The organism is Pseudoalteromonas sp. S1727 (genome assembly GCF_005886375.1).
Classification (GTDB): domain Bacteria; phylum Pseudomonadota; class Gammaproteobacteria; order Enterobacterales; family Alteromonadaceae; genus Pseudoalteromonas; species Pseudoalteromonas haloplanktis.
In genome coordinates this window covers 1-20,540 of sequence record NZ_PNDT01000077.1, presented here as the reverse complement: position 1 = coordinate 20,540, position 20,540 = coordinate 1, and the positions used below count along the sequence as shown (strand labels likewise).

At 40.9% G+C, this 20,540-nt stretch carries 22 protein-coding genes; 8 read left to right on the top strand and 14 right to left on the bottom strand.

The features are described from left to right. Positions 1-42: 42 nt before the first annotated feature. Positions 43-504 carry a GNAT family N-acetyltransferase gene (locus CWB85_RS16150; protein ID WP_016707887.1) on the bottom strand — a complete coding sequence of 154 codons (462 nt, stop codon included), beginning with the start codon at positions 502-504 and terminating at the stop codon, positions 43-45. Positions 505-750: 246 nt separating this feature from the next. Here CWB85_RS16150 and CWB85_RS16145 point away from each other — a divergent pair, with 246 nt between their 5' ends. Beyond that, complete coding sequence (locus tag CWB85_RS16145) at positions 751-2,142, top strand: hypothetical protein (RefSeq protein ID WP_138555436.1); 1,392 nt, start codon at positions 751-753, stop codon at positions 2,140-2,142. On the opposite strand, the gene CWB85_RS16140 is transcribed toward CWB85_RS16145, so the two are convergent. Then, positions 2,133-2,753, bottom strand: a complete 621-nt coding sequence (locus CWB85_RS16140; protein ID WP_171039028.1) for a sulfotransferase — start codon at positions 2,751-2,753, stop codon at positions 2,133-2,135. The genes CWB85_RS16145 and CWB85_RS16140 overlap by 10 nt on opposite strands. A 237-nt stretch (positions 2,754-2,990) precedes the next feature. Here CWB85_RS16140 and cysZ point away from each other — a divergent pair, with 237 nt between their 5' ends. Further along, complete coding sequence (gene cysZ, locus CWB85_RS16135) at positions 2,991-3,701, top strand: sulfate transporter CysZ (RefSeq protein WP_374991035.1); 711 nt, start codon at positions 2,991-2,993, stop codon at positions 3,699-3,701. Between the two features lie 63 nt (positions 3,702-3,764). Here the strand turns inward: cysZ and rlmM are convergent, their stop codons facing one another. The 12 genes from rlmM to hemA form a co-directional block, all read right to left on the bottom strand. Next, complete coding sequence (rlmM, locus tag CWB85_RS16130; RefSeq protein ID WP_138555434.1) at positions 3,765-4,850, bottom strand: 23S rRNA (cytidine(2498)-2'-O)-methyltransferase RlmM; 1,086 nt, start codon at positions 4,848-4,850, stop codon at positions 3,765-3,767. 38 nt (positions 4,851-4,888) lie between these two features. Then, positions 4,889-5,257 carry a DUF423 domain-containing protein gene (locus CWB85_RS16125; RefSeq protein ID WP_016707892.1) on the bottom strand — a complete coding sequence of 123 codons (369 nt, stop codon included), beginning with the start codon at positions 5,255-5,257 and terminating at the stop codon, positions 4,889-4,891. A gap of 11 nt (positions 5,258-5,268) precedes the next feature. Continuing rightward, positions 5,269-5,901: an alpha/beta family hydrolase gene (locus CWB85_RS16120; RefSeq protein WP_138555433.1), complete on the bottom strand. Its 633-nt coding sequence runs from the start codon at positions 5,899-5,901 to the stop codon at positions 5,269-5,271. A 3-nt stretch (positions 5,902-5,904) separates the two neighbouring features. Then, on the bottom strand, positions 5,905-6,801 hold the full coding sequence (locus CWB85_RS16115) for a transcriptional regulator GcvA (RefSeq protein WP_016707894.1): 897 nt from the start codon (positions 6,799-6,801) through the stop codon (positions 5,905-5,907). 101 nt (positions 6,802-6,902) lie between these two features. Beyond that, entirely contained in the window at positions 6,903-7,757 is an 855-nt protein-coding gene (kdsA, locus tag CWB85_RS16110; RefSeq protein WP_016707895.1) for a 3-deoxy-8-phosphooctulonate synthase, read from the bottom strand. 10 nt (positions 7,758-7,767) lie between these two features. After that, positions 7,768-9,021 carry a DUF819 family protein gene (locus tag CWB85_RS16105; RefSeq protein ID WP_016707896.1) on the bottom strand — a complete coding sequence of 418 codons (1,254 nt, stop codon included), beginning with the start codon at positions 9,019-9,021 and terminating at the stop codon, positions 7,768-7,770. A 17-nt stretch (positions 9,022-9,038) separates the two neighbouring features. Then, positions 9,039-9,866 carry a tetratricopeptide repeat protein gene (locus tag CWB85_RS16100; RefSeq protein ID WP_016707897.1) on the bottom strand — a complete coding sequence of 276 codons (828 nt, stop codon included), beginning with the start codon at positions 9,864-9,866 and terminating at the stop codon, positions 9,039-9,041. 123 nt (positions 9,867-9,989) lie between these two features. After that, positions 9,990-10,364 (bottom strand): SirB2 family protein, encoded by a 375-nt coding sequence (locus CWB85_RS16095; protein WP_138555432.1) that lies wholly within the window; start codon positions 10,362-10,364, stop codon positions 9,990-9,992. Between the two features lie 34 nt (positions 10,365-10,398). After that, complete coding sequence (locus tag CWB85_RS16090) at positions 10,399-11,940, bottom strand: response regulator (RefSeq protein ID WP_016707899.1); 1,542 nt, start codon at positions 11,938-11,940, stop codon at positions 10,399-10,401. 50 nt (positions 11,941-11,990) lie between these two features. Further along, positions 11,991-12,833 (bottom strand): peptide chain release factor N(5)-glutamine methyltransferase, encoded by an 843-nt coding sequence (gene prmC, locus CWB85_RS16085; RefSeq protein WP_138555431.1) that lies wholly within the window; start codon positions 12,831-12,833, stop codon positions 11,991-11,993. Between the two features lie 2 nt (positions 12,834-12,835). Further along, positions 12,836-13,921 (bottom strand): peptide chain release factor 1, encoded by a 1,086-nt coding sequence (gene prfA, locus CWB85_RS16080; protein WP_016707901.1) that lies wholly within the window; start codon positions 13,919-13,921, stop codon positions 12,836-12,838. Between the two features lie 7 nt (positions 13,922-13,928). Beyond that, complete coding sequence (gene hemA, locus CWB85_RS16075) at positions 13,929-15,185, bottom strand: glutamyl-tRNA reductase (protein WP_029216073.1); 1,257 nt, start codon at positions 15,183-15,185, stop codon at positions 13,929-13,931. An 83-nt stretch (positions 15,186-15,268) separates the two neighbouring features. Here hemA and lolB point away from each other — a divergent pair, with 83 nt between their 5' ends. The 6 genes from lolB to ychF all read left to right on the top strand — a co-directional run bounded on the left by lolB (position 15,269) and on the right by ychF (position 20,256). Then, entirely contained in the window at positions 15,269-15,856 is a 588-nt protein-coding gene (gene lolB, locus CWB85_RS16070) for a lipoprotein insertase outer membrane protein LolB (RefSeq protein WP_138555430.1), read from the top strand. 16 nt (positions 15,857-15,872) lie between these two features. Beyond that, positions 15,873-16,739: a 4-(cytidine 5'-diphospho)-2-C-methyl-D-erythritol kinase gene (gene ispE / locus CWB85_RS16065; RefSeq protein ID WP_138555429.1), complete on the top strand. Its 867-nt coding sequence runs from the start codon at positions 15,873-15,875 to the stop codon at positions 16,737-16,739. 75 nt (positions 16,740-16,814) lie between these two features. Continuing rightward, positions 16,815-17,762, top strand: a complete 948-nt coding sequence (locus CWB85_RS16060) for a ribose-phosphate pyrophosphokinase (RefSeq protein WP_016707905.1) — start codon at positions 16,815-16,817, stop codon at positions 17,760-17,762. Between the two features lie 160 nt (positions 17,763-17,922). After that, a complete protein-coding gene (locus tag CWB85_RS16055; protein ID WP_016707906.1) occupies positions 17,923-18,528 on the top strand; it encodes a 50S ribosomal protein L25/general stress protein Ctc in 606 nt (201 codons plus the stop codon). Between the two features lie 17 nt (positions 18,529-18,545). Next, a complete protein-coding gene (gene pth / locus CWB85_RS16050) occupies positions 18,546-19,130 on the top strand; it encodes an aminoacyl-tRNA hydrolase (RefSeq protein ID WP_016707907.1) in 585 nt (194 codons plus the stop codon). Positions 19,131-19,164: 34 nt separating this feature from the next. Continuing rightward, positions 19,165-20,256 (top strand): redox-regulated ATPase YchF, encoded by a 1,092-nt coding sequence (gene ychF, locus CWB85_RS16045; protein WP_016707908.1) that lies wholly within the window; start codon positions 19,165-19,167, stop codon positions 20,254-20,256. Positions 20,257-20,540 lie beyond the last annotated feature (284 nt).

Here is a 20,540-nt window from a genome sequence, read left to right as displayed (position 1 = left end):
GCCTATGTTAATCCCCACATTATTTATATCTAAAAAGAAAAGTTATTGATTCAAGCCTAGTTCCATAAATAAGCTTTGCGGATTTTCAGTGTAGCTACCAAACGGGCCGCAATGTTGAAAGCCTAAGTTTTCATAAAGGCTAATTGATTTCTTTTGTTTTGGTCCAGTTTCCAGCCGGATCAAAGGAATTTGCTCCTCACCTGCATGATGCAGTAAAATTTGCATAATGCGCCGAGATAAGCCTTTGCCACGATAACTTGGCTTCACATACAAGCGGCGTATTTCACCATAGGGGACGGTATCGAACTGTTTAACAATTGCGCCACACGCGACAATACCATCTTCATTCTTTAAGCCAATCGCATAGACATTTGGCTGGCCAAGTTCTTCAACTGATAACGATTGGGCCGTAGCAACCGGATACAGAGAGTTTATAAGTCTATCGATATCCGAGAAAACATTAATCACATCCTGATCATTAGGGGTTAAGTCGACTAACTGCATAAAAGCTCTAATTTATAATTATAATTTGATAGCAAACTATACCTAATTGCGACAAATGAACAACCCAGAATCTCAGATTTATCGTTTATTTATACCTTTATTTGTTACTACTTTTGTCTTGTGACTGTATTTTAATACTCTGTTAGTTACTGTATATATTAAAGTTTTATAAAATAACAAGCTGTAACATCAAGTTCTATCGTGCAGCGCCGATAAGTTATATAAGGTATCGTTAAAGGAATAACAATGAAACTAACTAATTTTAACCAAATACAGCAGATAGCGTTACAGAAAATGTCTGCTAATCGGGCCGCTGAATTTAAAACTGCAACGACTCTTATCGAACCACAAGGTAACTTATCAAAACTGGAAAGCGCAGCAAGTACGCCCTTGCATGACCCCTTTAAAGGCCGTAGGTTTAACTTAGACTATACGCCCTCTTCCTATTTGGGTATGAAACATCACAGTATCGTTTCTAGTAATACCATTAACATGGGAGAAGCAATCACACAGCCGAGCTACCGCTATGGTGATTTTACAGATCACGATGACATTAATGCTTTTTTAGATCAGGTGGATCGTCTAGATGGGGAGTTGAAAAATATGTTTCAACACCTAAGGCCAACCGCTGAATTACTTGAACTCGTACAAAAGATGAGTGATGAAGAACTTACTGCATTTACCCAATTTGCTGTCAAAACCTCAAGTCATTTATTTGGTCTAGAAAACAACAATATTAGCGAGCAATTAATTTCTTCTTTAAGCAAACTCTCAGATGATGCCCTAAGTAGTACAATCTCAACGATGGGTGAACTATTACAGCAAGGGAATGATTATGAAAAGCCAATGTCACCAATCGGTGAGAATGAACATGGTAATGAAACATTAGAAATGATCAGCATGCCTGAAAACATTAATTGGTTTAAATCAAACTATAGCGCCAACACAGCAAAGTATGAGTTAGCAAATAACTATGCCGATTTATTAATTGAAAAAACTCTGAGCGAAAGCCAGCTTATCCAATTAAACGACCACCTGTCTGACAGTACACTTGAGCAAAGCAGCAGTGTGATCGACATGATGAGTCTGTTGAAAACCCATCAAAACGATGATGTATTAGCCATGCTCAATGACGTTGATAAAGCCAGTGAGCCAAACTTATTAGACTATCTTGCACAACAAACTAATTATCAAGCGAATAAACAATATTACCAAATGGACAACGGTAAGTTTGTCGCCCAACAAGACAATATAAGCTCAGACTCTAATAGACGTGAGCTTTATAACAATATCCTAAGCGCCTATAACGACATTAGCATGGGCTGGATAAATGATACTCTAGAGCAGTTCACTGGCACGCCTGCACAAATTCAAAACGAATTATGGCAAACACTACTTGATGATAAAGAGAAAATGCCTGAACAGTTTATCCACTCTGATTCAGTTGAAGCCTGGGCACTAAAAAATATTGCCCGTATCGAAAACGTATTTCACATAGCTCAAATGAATAAAATTTATGATTATAATAGCGAGCGACTCGTGCCTGACTTGATCGGCCAACTTACCTTTTACAGCAGTGGCAACGTTCGCAGTTCAGTAGATAGTGAAGAGCCACAATCAGCTGAAAATCAACCGTAATCAAAAAACTTACGGTGCTCTGCGCCTGCCAAGTTGGCATTCACTTTATTGGGGTGTTTATATTCACGCCAGTTGGCGACATTTCGGCCAACATTTAATTTCGCAAAATTAGTATCGCCATCTGTCGGCATACCCAAGAACTGTTTTAGTTTTAACAAACTACCCGGCTCGCTCACATCAAGGGAGAGAAAATTATCACGACCTTTAAAATATTCTAATACGGCATGTTGATGTTGTGTATAACAAGCTGCTAACTGACACTCAGTCAGTGGGTGAATATTAGGAAATGTTTGGTGAAAGCTGCGTTTTAAGACTGGGCTAAAATGGCCTGTTTTAAGGCACAAATGCGGTGCCATTTTTTCAAGCAACATAGCTATTGATGGCAGCCATTGCTCTAAACCTCGGCTTAAATAAACGAACCTTGAGTTGGGGAATAATGTGTCTAAGTGCATATAATCACTAAAACAGGGCGCATCAGATACTGCATCAGCCTTTTCAAACGCTTTTTTTGTAAACGCAGTATGAGCAACTAACAACCCCATATCTAATAGCGCAACACTAATACTCGTTGTGCCTGTTCTGGGCAGCCCGATAATAAATACCTTAGACATTAAAAGTGACTCATTTATAAAGTAGCCGTTAGTATATACCCAACCAGCTCAAAAACTTTGGTATTCATGATCACTTTAAGGAACAATATGGTTTATCTTGTTTAATAGGTGCAATTGTATTGAAGCTTAACCTTAAACACTTTGTTACGCAAAAATACTGTTCAAAAAAGCTGAGCAATTTATACTGTGGGCAATGTTGATATGATCTGAGGTTTTCACGTGCAGTTTACGCAAGGTATGGAGTATTTTTTTTCGGGCTTTAAATTGATCACTCAAAAAGGCCTAAAGCGCTTTGTGTTCATTCCTTTATTGATCAATATAGTGCTGTTTGGTAGCTCATTATTCTTCTTATACGGCTGGCTTACTGAAGGTTTTGCTTATTTAACTAATCTGTTGCCAACATGGCTAAGTTGGCTCGAGTGGCTAATGTGGCCAATTGCTGTATTAGTTATTTTATTTAGCTACAGCATGGTGTTTACGGTGATCACTAACTTTATTGCTGCACCATTTAATGGCTTACTCAGCGAAAAAGTTGAATTATATTTAACGGGTCAAAAAATAAATGATGATGGTTTAGCCGATATCGTTAAGGATGTGCCACGCATGCTTGGCCGCGAGTGGACTAAGCTTTGCTATTACTTACCGCGCGCAATCGGCTTTTTTATTTTACTCTGGATACTCCCTGTAATTGGTCAGGTACTGTGGGTTATGTTCACCTGCTGGATGTACGCAGTGCAATATAAAGATTATGCGTTTGATAACCATAAAATCGGCTTTCGAGAAATGAAGCAAGATCTAAAGAAAAAACAAGGTTTATCGTATGGATTTGGGTTGGCCGTCATGCTATTGACTGCAATACCTATCATAAACCTGATCGTAATGCCCGTTGCAGTTTGTGGTGCAACACGGTTATGGGTTGATAATTACCGGCCTCATTACCGCAATTAAAGGAAGTTACTAAAAAGCACAGCCAAGGCTGTGCTTTTTGCATTTTACACTGGACCATACTTTTTAGCTGTATAAGCTCTGTGGCACTTTAGTCACGTTCAAATGAACGGTTACTTCTTCTCTGTCATGATAAAGGTGCTTAGCTTGTAATTCATAACTGATACCGTATTTATCGAGCTCTTCTTTGATCATCGTTAAACACTCATAAACACTGTCAAAACGTTTTTTCATGGGTAGCTTTAAATTAAATATTAGCTCTTTCGCATAAGCGTTGACCGCCCAGTCAATCATCAGGCTAGTTACTTTAGTTGGTTTTTCTACCATATCGCATACCAACCAAGTGATATTTCTTTTTTCAGGACGGTACTTAAAGCCATCGACACGAAAATGCTTAACTTGCCCTGTTTCCATTAAATCGTCATTCATTGGGCCGTTATCAATAGCACTGACAAACATACCACGACGCACTAATTGATAGGTCCAACCGCCAGGGCAGGCACCTAAATCAACACTGCGCATACCAGCTTGTACACGAGCTTCAACCTCATTAGGCGGGATAAATACATTAAATGCCTCATCGAGCTTTAACGTTGAGCGACTTGGCCCATCACTTGGCATCCGCAAACGTAATATTCCCATAAAAAATGGCGAATTATTATAGCTATAAGAATGACCAACATACGCCGTGTTATTCGATAAAAACATCACATGCATTACTGGGCGATTTGCTTTTGGTTCGCGTAGCACGGTATTTTGTTTCTCTAACGCTTTTTTAAGAGGGGTTGATATTTTTTTGCAGAAGGTTAACAGCTCTTTGCCTTCGTTAGTGTCTGGTGTTTCTACACGCAGCTCTGAGCAAAGCGGATAATCGACGGCTGCTTTTACAATTTCGCCAACCCGGTCTTCAACAGGCATATTTTCAAGTAAAGTGCCTGCAAACCATTGACGAGCAAACACCATATTTTTGAAATCAACTTTTTTGATGATTTCGTCGCTATGCTGTGCTTCAAAGCATTCATAAATAACATAGCCGGTATTTGGCTTTGCTTTTACATACCCTGCAAAACCTTGCTCTGCGGCATGAAATGTTATTTCAGCAGCGGCATCATTTTCAAAACCACTGCGACAGTAAATCACTACACTTGACATAAAAACCCTTTAATTGCGCACTTGCGCGATATTCTCTATTAAAACTTGAAGCGTGCCACTTGCACTAATAAAATAGCCCAACCAATGATCAAGCAGACTCCGCCAAGCGGCGTAATTGGCCCTAGCCACTTTTGCCCGGTGATTGCTAATAAATATAAACTGCCACTAAAAAGCACAATACCTGTGATAATAAACCAACCAGCCCAACTTAAGTTAATTCCCCACTTAATTAAAATGGCAACCGCAATTAACGCAAGGCCATGCACCATCTGATATTCTGCCGCAGTTTTAAATACGCCAATTGCGTATTCAGACACTCGGCTTTTTAAACCATGGGCTGCGAATGCACCCAACACCACAGCCAGCATACAAAATAAGCTACCTGCCATTAAAAATAGTTTAATCATAATTGCTCCAGCTAAATGTACTGTTTAATAAAACTCACCGCCTGATCTGCCGCGATTTGCTGATTGCCTTCTTGCGTAAAACCACTGCGTTTACGTGGTTTTAATGAATGATCGCCATCTGGCAGCCACACAAAGTCAGGACGCTTATCAAGCTGCATCTGAGTTAACTCTTCACGGGTGCCAAACGTATCACGTTCTCCCTGCAGCACCATAAACGGGCACGCTATTTTACCAAAGTGATCAATACGTAACTTGTCAGGCTTACCTGGTGGATGAAATGGATAACCAAATGCCAATACACCTGCAATGGCCGGTGTTGAGGTTCGCGCTTCACTGGCAAGCATTGATGCCATACGCCCGCCCATTGACTTACCACCAATAAACAGCGGTAGTTCAGGCTGTGCCATGGTTAATATTCGCTCAAAATAATCCAGTAATTTAGGAGCCCGATCCGGTGGTCTGCGTTTGTTAGTTTGCTTAGCGATTTGCATATATTCAAAATCAAACAAGCCAACATCAATACCCTGCGCTGCAATTAATTGCGCAATCTGTTGCATAAATTCAGAATCACTTCCTGCACCCGCACCGTGGGCAAACATAAACTGCGCTTTCGCGGGTGACTTACTTTTGATCCATTCAATCATTATTTAATACTCTTGCTCTTGTTCAACTAGGCTTAACATCCATTCTTTAAACGACACGATTTTACCTAGCTCAGATTGCGTTTCGCGGCTGACTAAATAGTAAGCGTTTTTACTTTCTAAACTATGATTAAATGGAATGACTAAGCGTCCAGCGTCAATGTCGGGTTTAGCAAGTACGCTATTGCCAATAGCAACACCTTGGCCATGTACGGCGGCTTGTAGCACCATGGATGAGTGGCTAAAAATGGGCCCCTGGTTTACTTGCACGTTGCGTACACCTGCGGTCTTCATCCAGGTTTTCCAATTTTTTCGCGTGGTATCATGCAATAAAGTATGATGCGCTAGATCACTGGGTTGATTTAATGGTTTTGGCCCAGTTAATAGCATGGGGCTGCACAGCGGCACTAAATATTCGGTATGAAGTTTATGGGTTTGCACCCCACTCCAATGACCACGTCCATAATAAATAGCAACATCGACATCATCAGTCAGTGAGTTTTCATCTTGATCTTGGGCTTTTATGCGCACATCAATTTCAGGGTGCAATTCATTAAATAAGCTCAATCGCGGTACTAACCATTGAATAGCAAAGCTTGGGGTCAAACTAACTGTTAATGACCCTTTCGCGCCACGTGCTAACAACTTTTCTGTGGCATCAATAAGCTGAGTAAATATTTCTTTAATATCTAAAAAGTACCCTTGCCCTTCTTCGGTCAGTAATAATGAACGATTTTTACGTAGAAAAAGCTTTAAACCAAGGTGCTCTTCTAAGGTTTTAATTTGATGACTCACCGCCGCCTGCGTGACATATAACTCTTCCGCCGCTTTGGTAAAGCTCAAGTGACGAGCTGCAGCTTCAAATGCTTTTAAGGCGTTTAATGGGGGAACACGACGAGACATAGCAACCAAACTTAGAATTAGTTTTTCTTATGGGTGAATTATATATTCAAGGCAATAAAAAAGCGACCTAAGCCGCTTTTTAACTATTTATGAATCACGCATTATAAATCGCTGGCACTTGTATCAAGCGGTGCAAAGCTTTTAACTAAATCATCAACCGCTTTCATTTGACTTAAATAGCCTTCCAGCTTACTTAAAGCCAATGCACATGGGCCATCACATTTCGCTTCATTAGGATTCGGATGCGCTTCGATAAATAAACCGGCAATACCTAATGCCATACCACTACGGGCAAGTTCTGCCGCTTGTGCACGGCGACCATCCGCTGAATCTGCACGTCCGCCTGGGCGTTGTAATGCATGCGTTGCATCAAAGATAACCGGCGCCATTGGCTTCATGTCATCCATGCCAAGCATATCAACCACTAGGTTGTTATAACCAAAACTCGAGCCACGCTCACACAGAATAACATTGTTATTCCCCGCTTCATTAAATTTAGTAATGATGTGACGCATTTCATGTGGGGCTAAAAACTGCGGTTTTTTAACGTTAACAATCGCACCAGTTTTCGCCATTGCTACTACTAAATCAGTTTGTCGTGCTAAAAAGGCCGGTAATTGAATAATATCAACTATTTCAGCGACGGGAGCGGCTTGATGTGGTTCATGCACATCGGTGATCAAAGGTACATTGAAGGTTTTTTTAATTTCTTCAAAAATTCGTAAACCTTCTTCCATACCCGGTCCACGATATGAGTTGATTGATGAGCGGTTTGCTTTATCAAACGAGGCTTTAAACACATAAGGAATATTAAGCTTAGTGGTCACTTCAACATAATGCTCAGCAATACGCATCGCTAGATCGCGTGATTCTAAAACATTCATGCCACCGAACAGTACAAACGGCTTTTCGTTTGCCAATTCAATATCATTAATTTTTATTAAATGGTTATTCATTTTTCATTCCTTAAGGTGCAACTGCTTGCATCATTAATCCACAAATATACGCCATGTAAGTCCCCACGCCATAACCAAGTACGGCGAGTAACACGCCAACTGGTGCAAGCGACGGGTGAAATGCTGATGCCACTACAGGCGCTGATGCAGCGCCGCCGACATTCGCTTGCGAACCAACCGCCATATAAAATAACGGTGCTTTAATTATTTTAGCAACAATTAACATTAAGCTGGCATGGGTGAGCATCCAAATTAAACCTATCACAAAATACATTGGCGATTCGACTATTGCAGTGATATTCATATGCAAACCAATAGAAGCAACGAGAATATATAAAAAGCAAGAGGCGACTTTTGATGCTCCAAACGCTTCAATGTGGCGCACTTTAGTAAACGACAATGTAATACCAATGGTCGTCGAAATTACGATCAACCAGAAGAATTTACTGTTTAAGCTGTACTCTTGTGCCCATGGGAAATTAGCCCCAAAATAAGGCCCTAAGAAGTCGGCGCAAAAATGAGCAAGCCCAGTAATACCAAATGCAATAGCAATGATCATCATATAATCATTCATTGTTGGCATACGGGCATGCTCTGCTTGGTATTTTTCAACCCGGTTTTTTAACTCTTCAATTGCGCTAGTATCAGCACCAGTTTTTGCATCTATAGCTTTGTGATTAGCAGCCATTAGTAGTAATACTGCCATCCATAAATTAGCGACGATCACATCAACCGTAACCATAGCAGAGAATATATCACCCCCTACTTCAAACATCTCTTTCATCGACGCTTGGTTTGCACCACCACCAATCCAACTACCTGCAATGGTCGTCATCCCACGCCATACTGCATCTGGACCATGGCCGCCAACAGCTTCCGGATACACTGCACTCATGACCAAAATAGCCAGTGGGCCGCCAATAACAATCCCCACAGTACCGGTTAAAAACATAATTAATGCTTTTGGACCTAGGTTAATAATCGCTTTTAAATCAATACTTATAGTCAGTAATATTAAACAAGCAGGCAGTAAATAACGTGATGCAACAAAATACACATTGGATGAATGACCATCAACAATGCCAAACGTGTTAAGTAGTGAGGGTAAAAAATAGCACAGTAGTAATGCTGGGACATATTTGTAAAACTTTTTCAGTGCACTATTTTGACTGTTCGATGTTTTAAAAATAAAGCCTAATATTACTGCGAGTAAACCAAAGACAACTGCGTCATTGGTGATCAGGGCCGTATGGGCGTCAGCCATGTAAATTCCTTAAAAAGTTAATGGTGAGTTTTGTGATTATCTTCAAGTTCTTCAAGTTGATGCTGGATAATTTCAATCGCAGGATCATCTGGGCACTCATCGATAAAAAATTGTAAGTCGTCACGTGCCATTTTCGGACAATCTAACTGGTTAAGTAAATAGCCTCTGTCGCGCCTTTCGTACGGGTCATCGCCTATTAGCTCCATTAACATCTCAACGCAGCTCAAAGCATGACCAAACTTATTGCTCGAAATGAACGCCCACTTTTGTTGCGCTAAATAAAGTTTGTACACTTCTTCGTCAAAAATAAGCTCAAGAGGCTCTTGCTCATCACCATTTTCTTCACTGGCGTTTTCAGGAATGATATACCAACTTTGCTGCCCAGAACTTGGCTCCAACAAATACCCTTCTTCATCACTGATGGCAACATGGACATTTATTTCACTATTATTAATTGTCACATTGGCATCAAAGTCAGCATGATTAAGTAAGTGGCAAAGTAAAATTGCTAACGTAGTTTCTGAGCCACTGCGCATACTTAACATATAGCTAAAGCTATTAAGGGTATATTCGGGAACTTTCAGGCTAGACACGCTAAATAACCACTGCGTAAAAAACATGTCAACTATCGCGTCAAAACGATCGTGAATGTCGTCGTGTTGTTGACACAGTTCGGTGACTTGCGTTTCAAAGTCGTTTAAGGTGGCAAAGCTATCACTTAAATCGGCATGGGGATCCCACTTCGCTTCAGCGCTGATGCAACGATACAACGCTTGGGGTGCGAATGTGTCAAAAGCCTCATCTTGATAGGGTTCATTTTGATCTTCAAACCAAGGGGTGGTCATTTATACGGCAACATCTTAAATAGAAAATGAACGACTAGTTTACCTAGTTTTTAAAGCAGATACCAACGCCGTAGTTAAGTTTACTGTGCAAAGGCAAGAAATAGCCATTGCACAGTCATAACTTTAAAGAAATAAAGCCGTTTTAGTAACAGCCAATTTACCAATTAGCGCTATCACCACTGTTGTTGCAACTAAAAACAACACTTTAACGCTGATTTTTTGCTGTTTACTGGCAATAATGCCCAAAGCGATATAAGCAATTACAAGTACAATTTTTTCGAGTAACCACATTTGTTCTAGCGGATTTATTTTAGCAATCGCCATTAAACTGATGGCTGAAATAAGTAACAAGGTATCTGTGGCATGACTGCCAATAAACACCAATTTATTTTTAGCGATAGCACCACTGCCTAATCGAGAAAATGAACGAATATAAAATAAAACAATGCTTAAAACTGCGATTGCCATGTGTGTGTGTTTTACTGCTAAATAATCCATATGCCCCTAACTACTCATTAATGTTAAAAAATTTTTAATCTGGAAAACGCGCCAATATTTGTTCAAGTTCTTCAAGGTGTGCATTAAACACATCAACTAACTTAGGCTCAAAGTGCTTGCCTTTTTGTTGGTTAATTTCATGAACGACATCATCAACAGTCCACGCCTGTTTGTAACAGCGTTTATGGCGTAGTGCATCATATACATCAGCAAGTGCGACAATGCGTCCAAACACATGAATGTCAAAACCTTTAAGCCCTTGTGGGTAACCCGTACCATCCCATTTCTCATGGTGATCACGTGCAATCTCAGCTCCCGCATTAACAATTTCTCGGCGCGAACCTTGTAGAATTAAATAGCCTTTTTGGGTGTGAGTTTTCATCACTTCCCACTCTTCATCGGTCAATTTAGCGGGCTTATTTAAAATAGCATCTGGAATACCGACTTTACCAACATCATGCAATGGCGAAGCTAAGCGCACAAGCTCTGCCTCGCGCTTTGATAAACCATAACCCAAAGCTAATGTATTACAAATATGTGAAACCCGTTTAACATGATTCCCTGTTTCAGTAGAGCGCTGCTCGAGCGCTTCACTTAAACGAAGCACGAGTTCTTGTTGAGTCGCTTCAATTTCCGATTGCAATTGCACATTCTCATACGCAAGTTGTACATTTTGCGAAAATATCTCAATTAAATGCCGCTGTGTGTCTGTTAAATATTTAGGGATCCCAGAAATAAATAACATTGAATTATGGTTATGCTCACTGCAACAGTATGCAAACAGATAATTATCTTTATAAACTATGGTTTTATCTCTGAGCGCTTGTCTACACGCCGAAAGTTGCTCCGTATTAAGCACTTCTTCAATTGCTTTACCTTCACTGCGCTCAAAATCGCCTCGTCCAGAAAAAACGACCAACTTATGTTGATTATCCTGTGGATTTCCTGCGACTAAACTCGTTGCATACATGGCTTGGTCAACAGTGCCTAACAACGACGTTAGTTGTTGCATTACCCCTTCAATAAAGTGATCAAGTGAATGGGCTGAAAAGATATCTCTGGATGCTGTTATTATTTTTTCAAGCCCTTGGCGAGACTGCTCAATTGATAAAATGTCACGGTAAGAACGCAGGCTCGACATTACCACTGTAAATAACTTTTGTGCTGTGAGTTCCGTTTTCGATTTGTAGTCATTAATATCGTAGTTAACGATAACTTGCCGTTCTGGAGCTTGGCCTGGCTGGCCTGTACGAAGGATAATACGAATATGATTATTTTTTGCAACTTCACGAATGTATTGCGCAACTTTTAAACCTGCGTCATCGGTTTCCATTACTACGTCAAGTAGCACCACGGCTGCATCTGGGTTTTCATCTATTTGTATCTTTGCTTCACTGCCTGAGTATGCGCTAATAAACTCTAAACGTTTATCTTGAAATTCAAAATCACTTAATGCTAGCTTTGTTACAGCATGAACCTCGGGCTCATCATCAACTATAATAACTTTCCATGTTCCCTTTATCACTTCACAAACCTCTTCTTGCGGTTCGTCCGAAAATAAAAAATCATCCATCATACTGAGTCCTCAAAGGCATTAATGCTGCTCTCGCACCGTAATTTTTATAGTTATCCAGGCCACTGTGCAAGCGTTACACGATCATTATCTGCTAAATCTTTAACTGTAAGTATATTTGTATACGCCATTTGTGCAAAAAAACTATGCACTTTAGTACTTTGTTGATATCCATGCTCAATTAAAAGCGTACCATTTGGGACTAAAAAATCGCGAGCTTGAGTAATAATATATTTAATGTCTGCCATTCCGTCATCATCGGCCACCAGTGCAGATAGCGGTTCAAAACGCACATCACCTTGGCTTAAATGAATATCATCATGTTCAATATACGGCGGGTTACTAACTATTAAATCAAACTGTTGTGCAGCAACATGACTAAACCAATTACTTTGCACAAAGTTCACGTTAGTAAAACCCAATCGCTGTTTATTTGTATTCGCCAGTGAAACTGCATCAGCCACTCTGTCAACACCAGTTATTTGCCAATCAGGCATTTCGCTGGCCAATGCAAGGGCTATTGCGCCAGTACCAGTGCCTAAATCAAGTACTTTGGCAGTTGTGGGGAGAGCTAAACCTAGAGCATGCTCTACCAGTGTTTCAGTATCAGGACGCGGGATCAAGGTGGTTGGGTTAACTTGCAAAGGCAAGCTCCAAAACTCCCGCAACCCCGTAATGTGAGCTACTGGTTCGCCATTTAAACGCCGCTGACAATACTCGTCAAATTGCTGTTGTTGCGCATCACTAAGATGATGTTCTGGCCAACTAAATAAATAACTTCGAGGTTTTTGTAACACATCGAGTAATAACACTTGCGCATCAAGTTTTGCGCTATCACTGCTACTTTGCAACAACAAAGTAGCTCGTGTTACAGCGCTTTCAACCGTGTCTGTCACAATTATTCATCACCCATCGCAGCAAGTAAGTCTGCCTGATGCTCTTGCATTAATGGTTCGATAACACAGCCTAAATCACCTGCTACAACTTCATTTAAACGATACAGTGTTAAATTAATACGGTGATCAGTTATACGTCCTTGCGGGTAATTATAAGTACGAATACGCTCTGAACGATCGCCACTACCAACTAAGTTACGACGCTCGGAAGCTTCTGCAGCGTGGCGTTTTTCATCTTCAGCTTGTTGCAGGCGTGCAGCAAGGACTGACATCGCTTTCGCACGGTTTTTATGCTGTGACCGCTCATCTTGACACTCAACCACAACTCCCGTTGGTAAATGAGTAATACGAATAGCTGAGTCTGTTTTATTTACGTGCTGGCCCCCAGCACCTGAGGCGCGGAAGGTATCAACTTTTATGTCTGCTGTATTAATTTGAATTGCTTCAGCTTCCGGAATTTCAGCCATCACCGCCACTGTACAGGCTGATGTATGAACGCGCCCTTGTGATTCGGTCTCTGGTACACGCTGTACTCGATGCGCACCTGACTCGAACTTAAGTTGACCGTACACCCCTTCACCACTGATATTTGCAATAACTTCCTTATAACCACCATGCTCACCTTCATTGGTGCTGACCACTTCCACTTTCCATTTTTTGGTTTCTGCATAACGGCTATACATACGAAACAGATCACCGGCAAAAATTGCCGCTTCATCACCACCTGTTCCAGCACGAACTTCCAAGAATACGTTATTATTGTCTCGTGGATCTTTTGGTAACATCAGCACTTGTATTTGCTCTTCAATTGCCAAAATCTGTGCTTTCGCTTCTTTATATTCTTCTTGCGCCATTTCTCGCATGTCAGGATCTGAATCTTTAAGCATTTCTTCAGCCGTTGCTACATCATCCTGTGTTTGCTGATAGGCAAGGAATGCTTTAACAATTTCTTCTAACTCTGAATACTCTTTAGAAAGTGTACGAAAGCGATTTTGATCGCTGATCACAGACGGGTCACTTAGCAGCGCTTGTACTTCTTCATAACGCTCAACTAAGGTTTCTAACTTACGATATACGGACTCTTTCATGTAACTGCTATTCCTGATCAATACCTAACATTTTCTTTAATTGGCTTAACTGAGCAACTTCACCTTTTTTTGCCGCATCTTGAATTGCACGGGTAGGTGCGTGCATCAAACGGTTGGTTAATTTGTTGGCCAGCTCTAAAATAATTTTTTCTGCGTCTTTACCGGTATTTAATTGGCTAATTGCCTTATCAACCAGTTCAGACTTTATATCATGTACATCTTGACGATATGAACGGATCAAGTCGACAGAGTCGAGAGAACGCATCCACATTACAAACTCGGTACAGCGCTCAGTTATAATATCCTGCGCTTCATCGGCGGCTTGCTCTCTTGAGGCGATATTTTCGCTTACTATTGTCTGTAAGTCATCAACCGAATACAAATAGGCAGCATCTAATTCACCCACTTGACTTTCAATATCACGCGGCACTGCAATATCAATAAATAACATAGGCTTATTACGGCGCTGTTTAAGTGCTTGCTCAACTACACCTTTACCAATTATCGGTAATGTGCTGGCTGTCGAGCTAATTACAATGTCAGCTTGATGTAAACGCTCTGGTAATTGCGCTAATGCAATGATATCTGCATTCACTTCCTCAGCTAATAAGCGCGCTCGTTCAATGGTGCGATTGGCTACTGTGATCTGTTGCGGATCATTTTGATATAAATGTTTAGCAACTAATTCTATGGTTTCGCCGGCACCAATTAACAATACCTTCGTTTTATCTAATTTACCGTATATATGTTTGGCTAAATTAACCGCAGCATACGCCACCGATACCGCACTAGCACCAATATCCGTTTCAGTACGTACTTGTTTTGCGACCGAGAACGTTTTTTGAAACAAGCGATCAAACACTACGCTGACTGAGTTATGATTTTTAGCACTATTATAAGCTTGCTTAATTTGCCCCAGTATTTGCGGTTCACCGAGCACTAATGAGTCGAGTCCGCACGCAACCCGCATTAAATGATTAATCGCCTCGTTATCTTGATGGCAATATACATTACTGCTCAGTTCATATTCATCCAAACCATGGAAACTGGCTAACCATTGCAACAGTATTTGGGAATTTTGCTGGGCAAGGCTACAATAGATTTCTGTTCGGTTACAGGTTGACACTATAACCGCTTCATTAAACTGATCGTGATCACTCAGTTGCTGTAATGCTTCTGACAATTGCTCAGGCGAAAAGGCAACCTTTTCTCGTAATTCTACAGATGCGGTTTTATGATTAATACCAAGTGCTACTATGGTCATAAGTGCCAAATATTGCTAAGCCGTGCGTGAAAGACGATAATTTTACCAAAAATCAGCGGAATATGGAAAGTAAGGAACGACATTTGATTCGACTATATTTGATTTTACTCATCTTTTTTTTATTTTTAAGTGGTTGCGCGCAGCAAATTCAGCCACAAACAGCCCTTTATGATGACTGGAAGTCGCAATTATCACAACAAAGCAATTGGCAAGTAGAAGGTAAACTCGCCTTTATTAGCCCAGATGAACGCCAATCTGCTAATTTAAATTGGCAACAACAGGAAGCATTAAACCAATTAATTCTCACTAGTTTTATCGGTACCCGTGTTTTGGCATTAACTCAAAATAGTGACGGTGCTGAACTTGAATACGATGATGAAGTTTATCATGATGTAAACGCATCACGTCTCCTTGCGAGACTTACAGGGTTTACCATCCCAATGGACAGGGCTGATGACTGGTTAAAAGGCACCGTTATTGATTCAAGCCTACAGGTTGATGAACTTGGTCGCGCAAAGAGCGTAACTTGGCATACAGCGGATGGTGCTCAATGGCAAATCAATTACGCTGACTACCAACAATATGCCGGTTTTTGGCTGCCGAAAAAGCTGACTTTAAAACACCGCGATATTAAAATAAAAATTCAACTCTATGAGTGGCACTTTGACTAACATAAATAAACACACTATGACTTCATTTTCTTTACTCGCTCCGGCAAAACTGAATTTATTTTTACACATAAATGGTCGCCGTGATGATGGCTATCATGAGCTTGAAACCCTATTTACATTTTTAAATTATGGCGATCAACTCACCTTTACTTTGAGTGAAACAACAGAGATTGAAATCACAGGCGATACCTTTGATATCCCCCTGCAAGATAATTTAATCTATAAAGCGGCTGTTTTATTACAAAAACACACCAATTCTTCGCAGGGTGTAAAAATAAATTTAACTAAAATTTTGCCTATGGGTGGCGGTGTTGGCGGAGGCTCTTCCGATGCAGCAAGCACGCTTTTAGCGCTTAATAAATTATGGCACTGCCAATTATCGCTGCTTGAATTAGCAGAACTGGGGGTGCAGCTAGGTGCCGATGTGCCTGTATTTATAAATGGCAAAAGCGCTCTAGCTCAAGGTATTGGCGAGAAGTTGCTCGATGTTGAGCTGCCGTCAAAATGGTATTGTGTGGTTCATCCTAGTGAACATGTAAGCACAGCCAAAATATTTACTCACCCCGATTTAAAACGTGATACACCGAAGCTAAAAGGTGATTGGCAACAGCACACATTAAGCAACGATTGTGAGCCTTTAGTCAAAAAGCTCTGCCCTGAGGTTGAAAAGACCCTCCAGTGGTTGCTAAAATACGCTCCGTCGAAGATGACTGGCACAGGTTCATGCTGTTTTGTTGAATTTGCCACGCAAAAAGAAGCACAACATGTTCTTGAAAATCTCCCCCATAATTGGGACGGTTTTATTGCCAGCAGCGTTAATATCTCTCCTGCCCATACGCAGTTGAACGCTATTCATTTAAGCAATGAAGTAACGTACAAGTAAATTAGTTTAAGTTAATAAGCAGTACTTTATGTATCACTTATTAGTCCAAAAATTCAGTGCCTGAGGAACCCTACCGTGCCTGACATGAAGCTCTTCGCTGGTAACGCAACACCTGAGTTAGCTCAAAAAGTTGCAAAACGTTTATATATTGAAGTAGGCGATGCTGTTGTTGGCCGTTTTAGCGACGGTGAGATCAGTGTTCAAATTAATGAAAATGTTCGTGGCTCGGATGTTTTTATTGTGCAATCAACCTGTGCCCCTACAAACGATAACTTGATGGAGCTTATCGTTATGGTTGATGCCTTACGTCGTGCATCTGCAGGTCGTATTACAGCCGTCATTCCTTATTTTGGTTATGCACGTCAAGACCGTCGAGTACGTTCTGCCCGTGTGCCAATCACAGCAAAAGTTGTTGCCGATTTCTTATCAAGTGTAGGTGTTGACCGTGTTCTTACGGTTGATTTACACGCTGAGCAAATCCAAGGCTTCTTTGATGTACCAGTTGATAACGTATTTGGTAGCCCAGTGCTACTTGATGATATGAAAGAGCGTCAGTTTGATGATGTTGTTGTTGTATCACCAGATATCGGCGGCGTAGTGCGTGCTCGTGCTATTGCTAAGCTTTTAAACGATACCGACCTTGCAATTATTGATAAACGTCGTCCACAAGCGAATGTTTCTCAAGTTATGCATATTATTGGTGACGTTGAAGGTCGTGACTGTATTATCGTTGATGATATGATCGACACTGGCGGTACTTTATGTAAAGCAGCTGAAGCACTTAAAGAACATGGCGCTAAGCGTGTATTTGCATACGCAACCCACCCTGTACTTTCTGGTAAAGCCGTAGAAAATATTCGTAACTCTGTTATTGATGAAGTAATTGTTACTGATTCAATTCCACTGTCTGCTGAATTAAAAGCAATTGATAAAATTAAAGTGTTAACACTTGCAGACATGTTAGCGGAAACGATTCGTCGTATTAGTAATGAAGAGTCAATCTCTGCGATGTTCGAACACTAAGCCGTGTAGTTACATTGTATACTGACTTATTAAAGCGCCTCATTGGCGCTTTTTTTATCTGTCGTGTTTCTTTTAATTGATGGTGGTGGTATGATAGCGCGCCTTTTGGCTAGGGACCTTGGTCGCAAAGGCCCTACACTATTTATTTATTGGAGACATCATGTCTAACGAAACATATACATTTAATGCAGAATTACGCACAGAAACAGGTACAGGTGCGAGCCGCCGCCTACGTCGTGAAGATAAAGTTCCTGCTATCCTTTACGGTGCTGACAAAGAAGCTGCATCACTTACTTTTGAACACAAAGACATTATCAAAGCACAAGAAAGTGAAGGTTTCTACACTCACATTCTTACTCTTGATATCGCTGGTGAAAAAGTTGAAGCTATCCTTAAAGATATCCAACGTCACCCGTTCAAGCCAAAAATCACTCACCTTGACTTCCAACGTGTAGATGCTGCTCACAAACTTCACACTAAAGTGCCAGTTCACTTCATCGGTGAAGACGTAGTAACTAAAGCAGGTAACACTGTAGTTCACCAATTAACTGAAATCGAAATCACGTGTCTTCCTAAGTCACTTCCTGAGTTCGTTGAAGTTAACGTATCTGGCCTAGTTGCTGGTGATTCACTACACATCTCTGACGTTAAACTTCCTGCAGGTGTTTCATCTGTTGATTTAGCGAAAGGTGCTGATCACGACCAGTCTATCGTAACTATCAAAGCTAACAAAGCTGCGCCAGTTGAAGACGAAGCTGCAGAATAATTTTTAAGGTTTGCACCTTGAATTCTATTCAAATGCTTGTGGGCCTGGCTAATCCAGGCCCCGAATACGCAAACACTCGCCACAATGCAGGTGCTTGGTTCATCGAGCAACTCGCTGCACGCTACAACTGTACGCTAAAACACGAGCCTAAGTATCACGGCCTTACAGGTAAAGTGATCATCCAAGGTCAAGAATTCAAATTACTGATCCCCACCACTTATATGAATTTAAGTGGTAAAGCAGTCGGTAGTTTAGCCAACTTTTTCAAAATCCCTGTTGAGAGCATTTTAGTTGCCCATGACGAAATGGATTTAGAACCCGGTGTTGCCAAATTAAAGAAAGGTGGCGGACACGGTGGCCATAATGGCTTAAAAGACATTATTGCAAAAATGGCAAATCAAAAAGATTTCATGCGTTTGCGCGTTGGTATTGGTCATCCTGGACATCGTGAAATGGTCACCGGATGGGTGCTTGGAAAAGCAGCCAAAGAAGACCAAGAAAAAATGGATGCCGCAGTAGATGAAGCAGTTCGTTGTATGGAAATACTTGCAAAAGATGGTGTGTTAAAAGCACAAAACAGACTACATTCGTTTAAGCCATAATCGGTTAAGCGGATCTAAACAAGGTATCTTAACTATGGGTTTCAAATGTGGCATCGTCGGTTTGCCTAATGTTGGTAAATCAACACTTTTTAATGCATTAACCAAAGCGGGTATCGAAGCCGCTAACTTTCCTTTTTGTACCATTGAGCCGAACACGGGTGTGGTACCGGTACCAGATCCTCGTCTTGACGAACTTGCAAAAATTGTTAACCCGCAACGTATCCTAACCACCAGTATGGAGTTTGTGGACATTGCAGGTCTAGTAAAAGGTGCATCAAAGGGTGAAGGCCTTGGTAATCAGTTTTTAGCTAATATTCGTGAAACCGATGCAATTGGTCACGTAGTTCGCTGCTTTGAAGATGAAAACGTCATTCATGTAGCGGGAACAATTGATCCTGCAGATGATATTGACGTGATCAATACCGAGCTAGTACTTGCCGATATGGATAGCGCTGACAAAGCAATTTTCCGTAATGCAAAAAAAGCCAAAGGTGGCGATAAAGACGCCAAAGAACAAAATGCTGTTCTTGAAAAAGTAAAAGCACACCTTGATGAAGGCCTAACGTTGCGCTCTTTAGCACTAACTAAAGAAGAAAAAGCAGCCATTAGTTCGGTTAACTTCTTAACGATTAAGCCAACAATGTATATTGCTAACGTTGCCGAAGATGGTTTTGAAAATAACCCGCACCTTGATCGCGTACGTGAAATTGCTGCTGCTGAAAATGCTGTTGTTGTACCAGTGTGTGCCGCAATAGAATCTGAGCTTTCTGAGCTTGATGAAGAAGATAAGCTAGAGTTTATGGCTGATCTTGGTCTTGAAGAGCCTGGCCTTAACCTTGTGATCCGCGGTGGTTATGAGCTACTGCAATTACAAACCTACTTCACAGCAGGTGTTAAAGAAGTACGTGCATGGACAATTCCTATTGGCGCAACGGCTCCACAGGCTGCCGGTAAGATTCATACTGATTTCGAGCGTGGCTTTATTCGTGCACAAACTATCGCCTTTGATGACTATATCACTTATAAAGGTGAAAGTGGTGCAAAAGAAGCAGGCAAGATGCGCCAAGAAGGTAAAGAATACATAGTTAAAGACGGCGATGTAATGAACTTCTTGTTCAATGTGTAACAACATGCCACTGTAACTTACCACTGTTAATAATTTTAAAGGCTCGTTTTTACGGGCCTTTTTTATTTCTCCTCTATCATTAAAAAAATAAGTCTCGTTAAATCAGTTAAAAAAACACCGTTTTTAATAAAAAATAGCCGCTTAGCTTAATTTTCCTGCAAACAAACCCTGATAAGTGTTTTTTTGCAAAAAAGGTGTTGACGGATTTGGGTCATATCAGCATAATACGCCCCGCACTCAGCGATGAAGTGCTAACAAAAAAGATGGCTAAGTAGCTCAGCTGG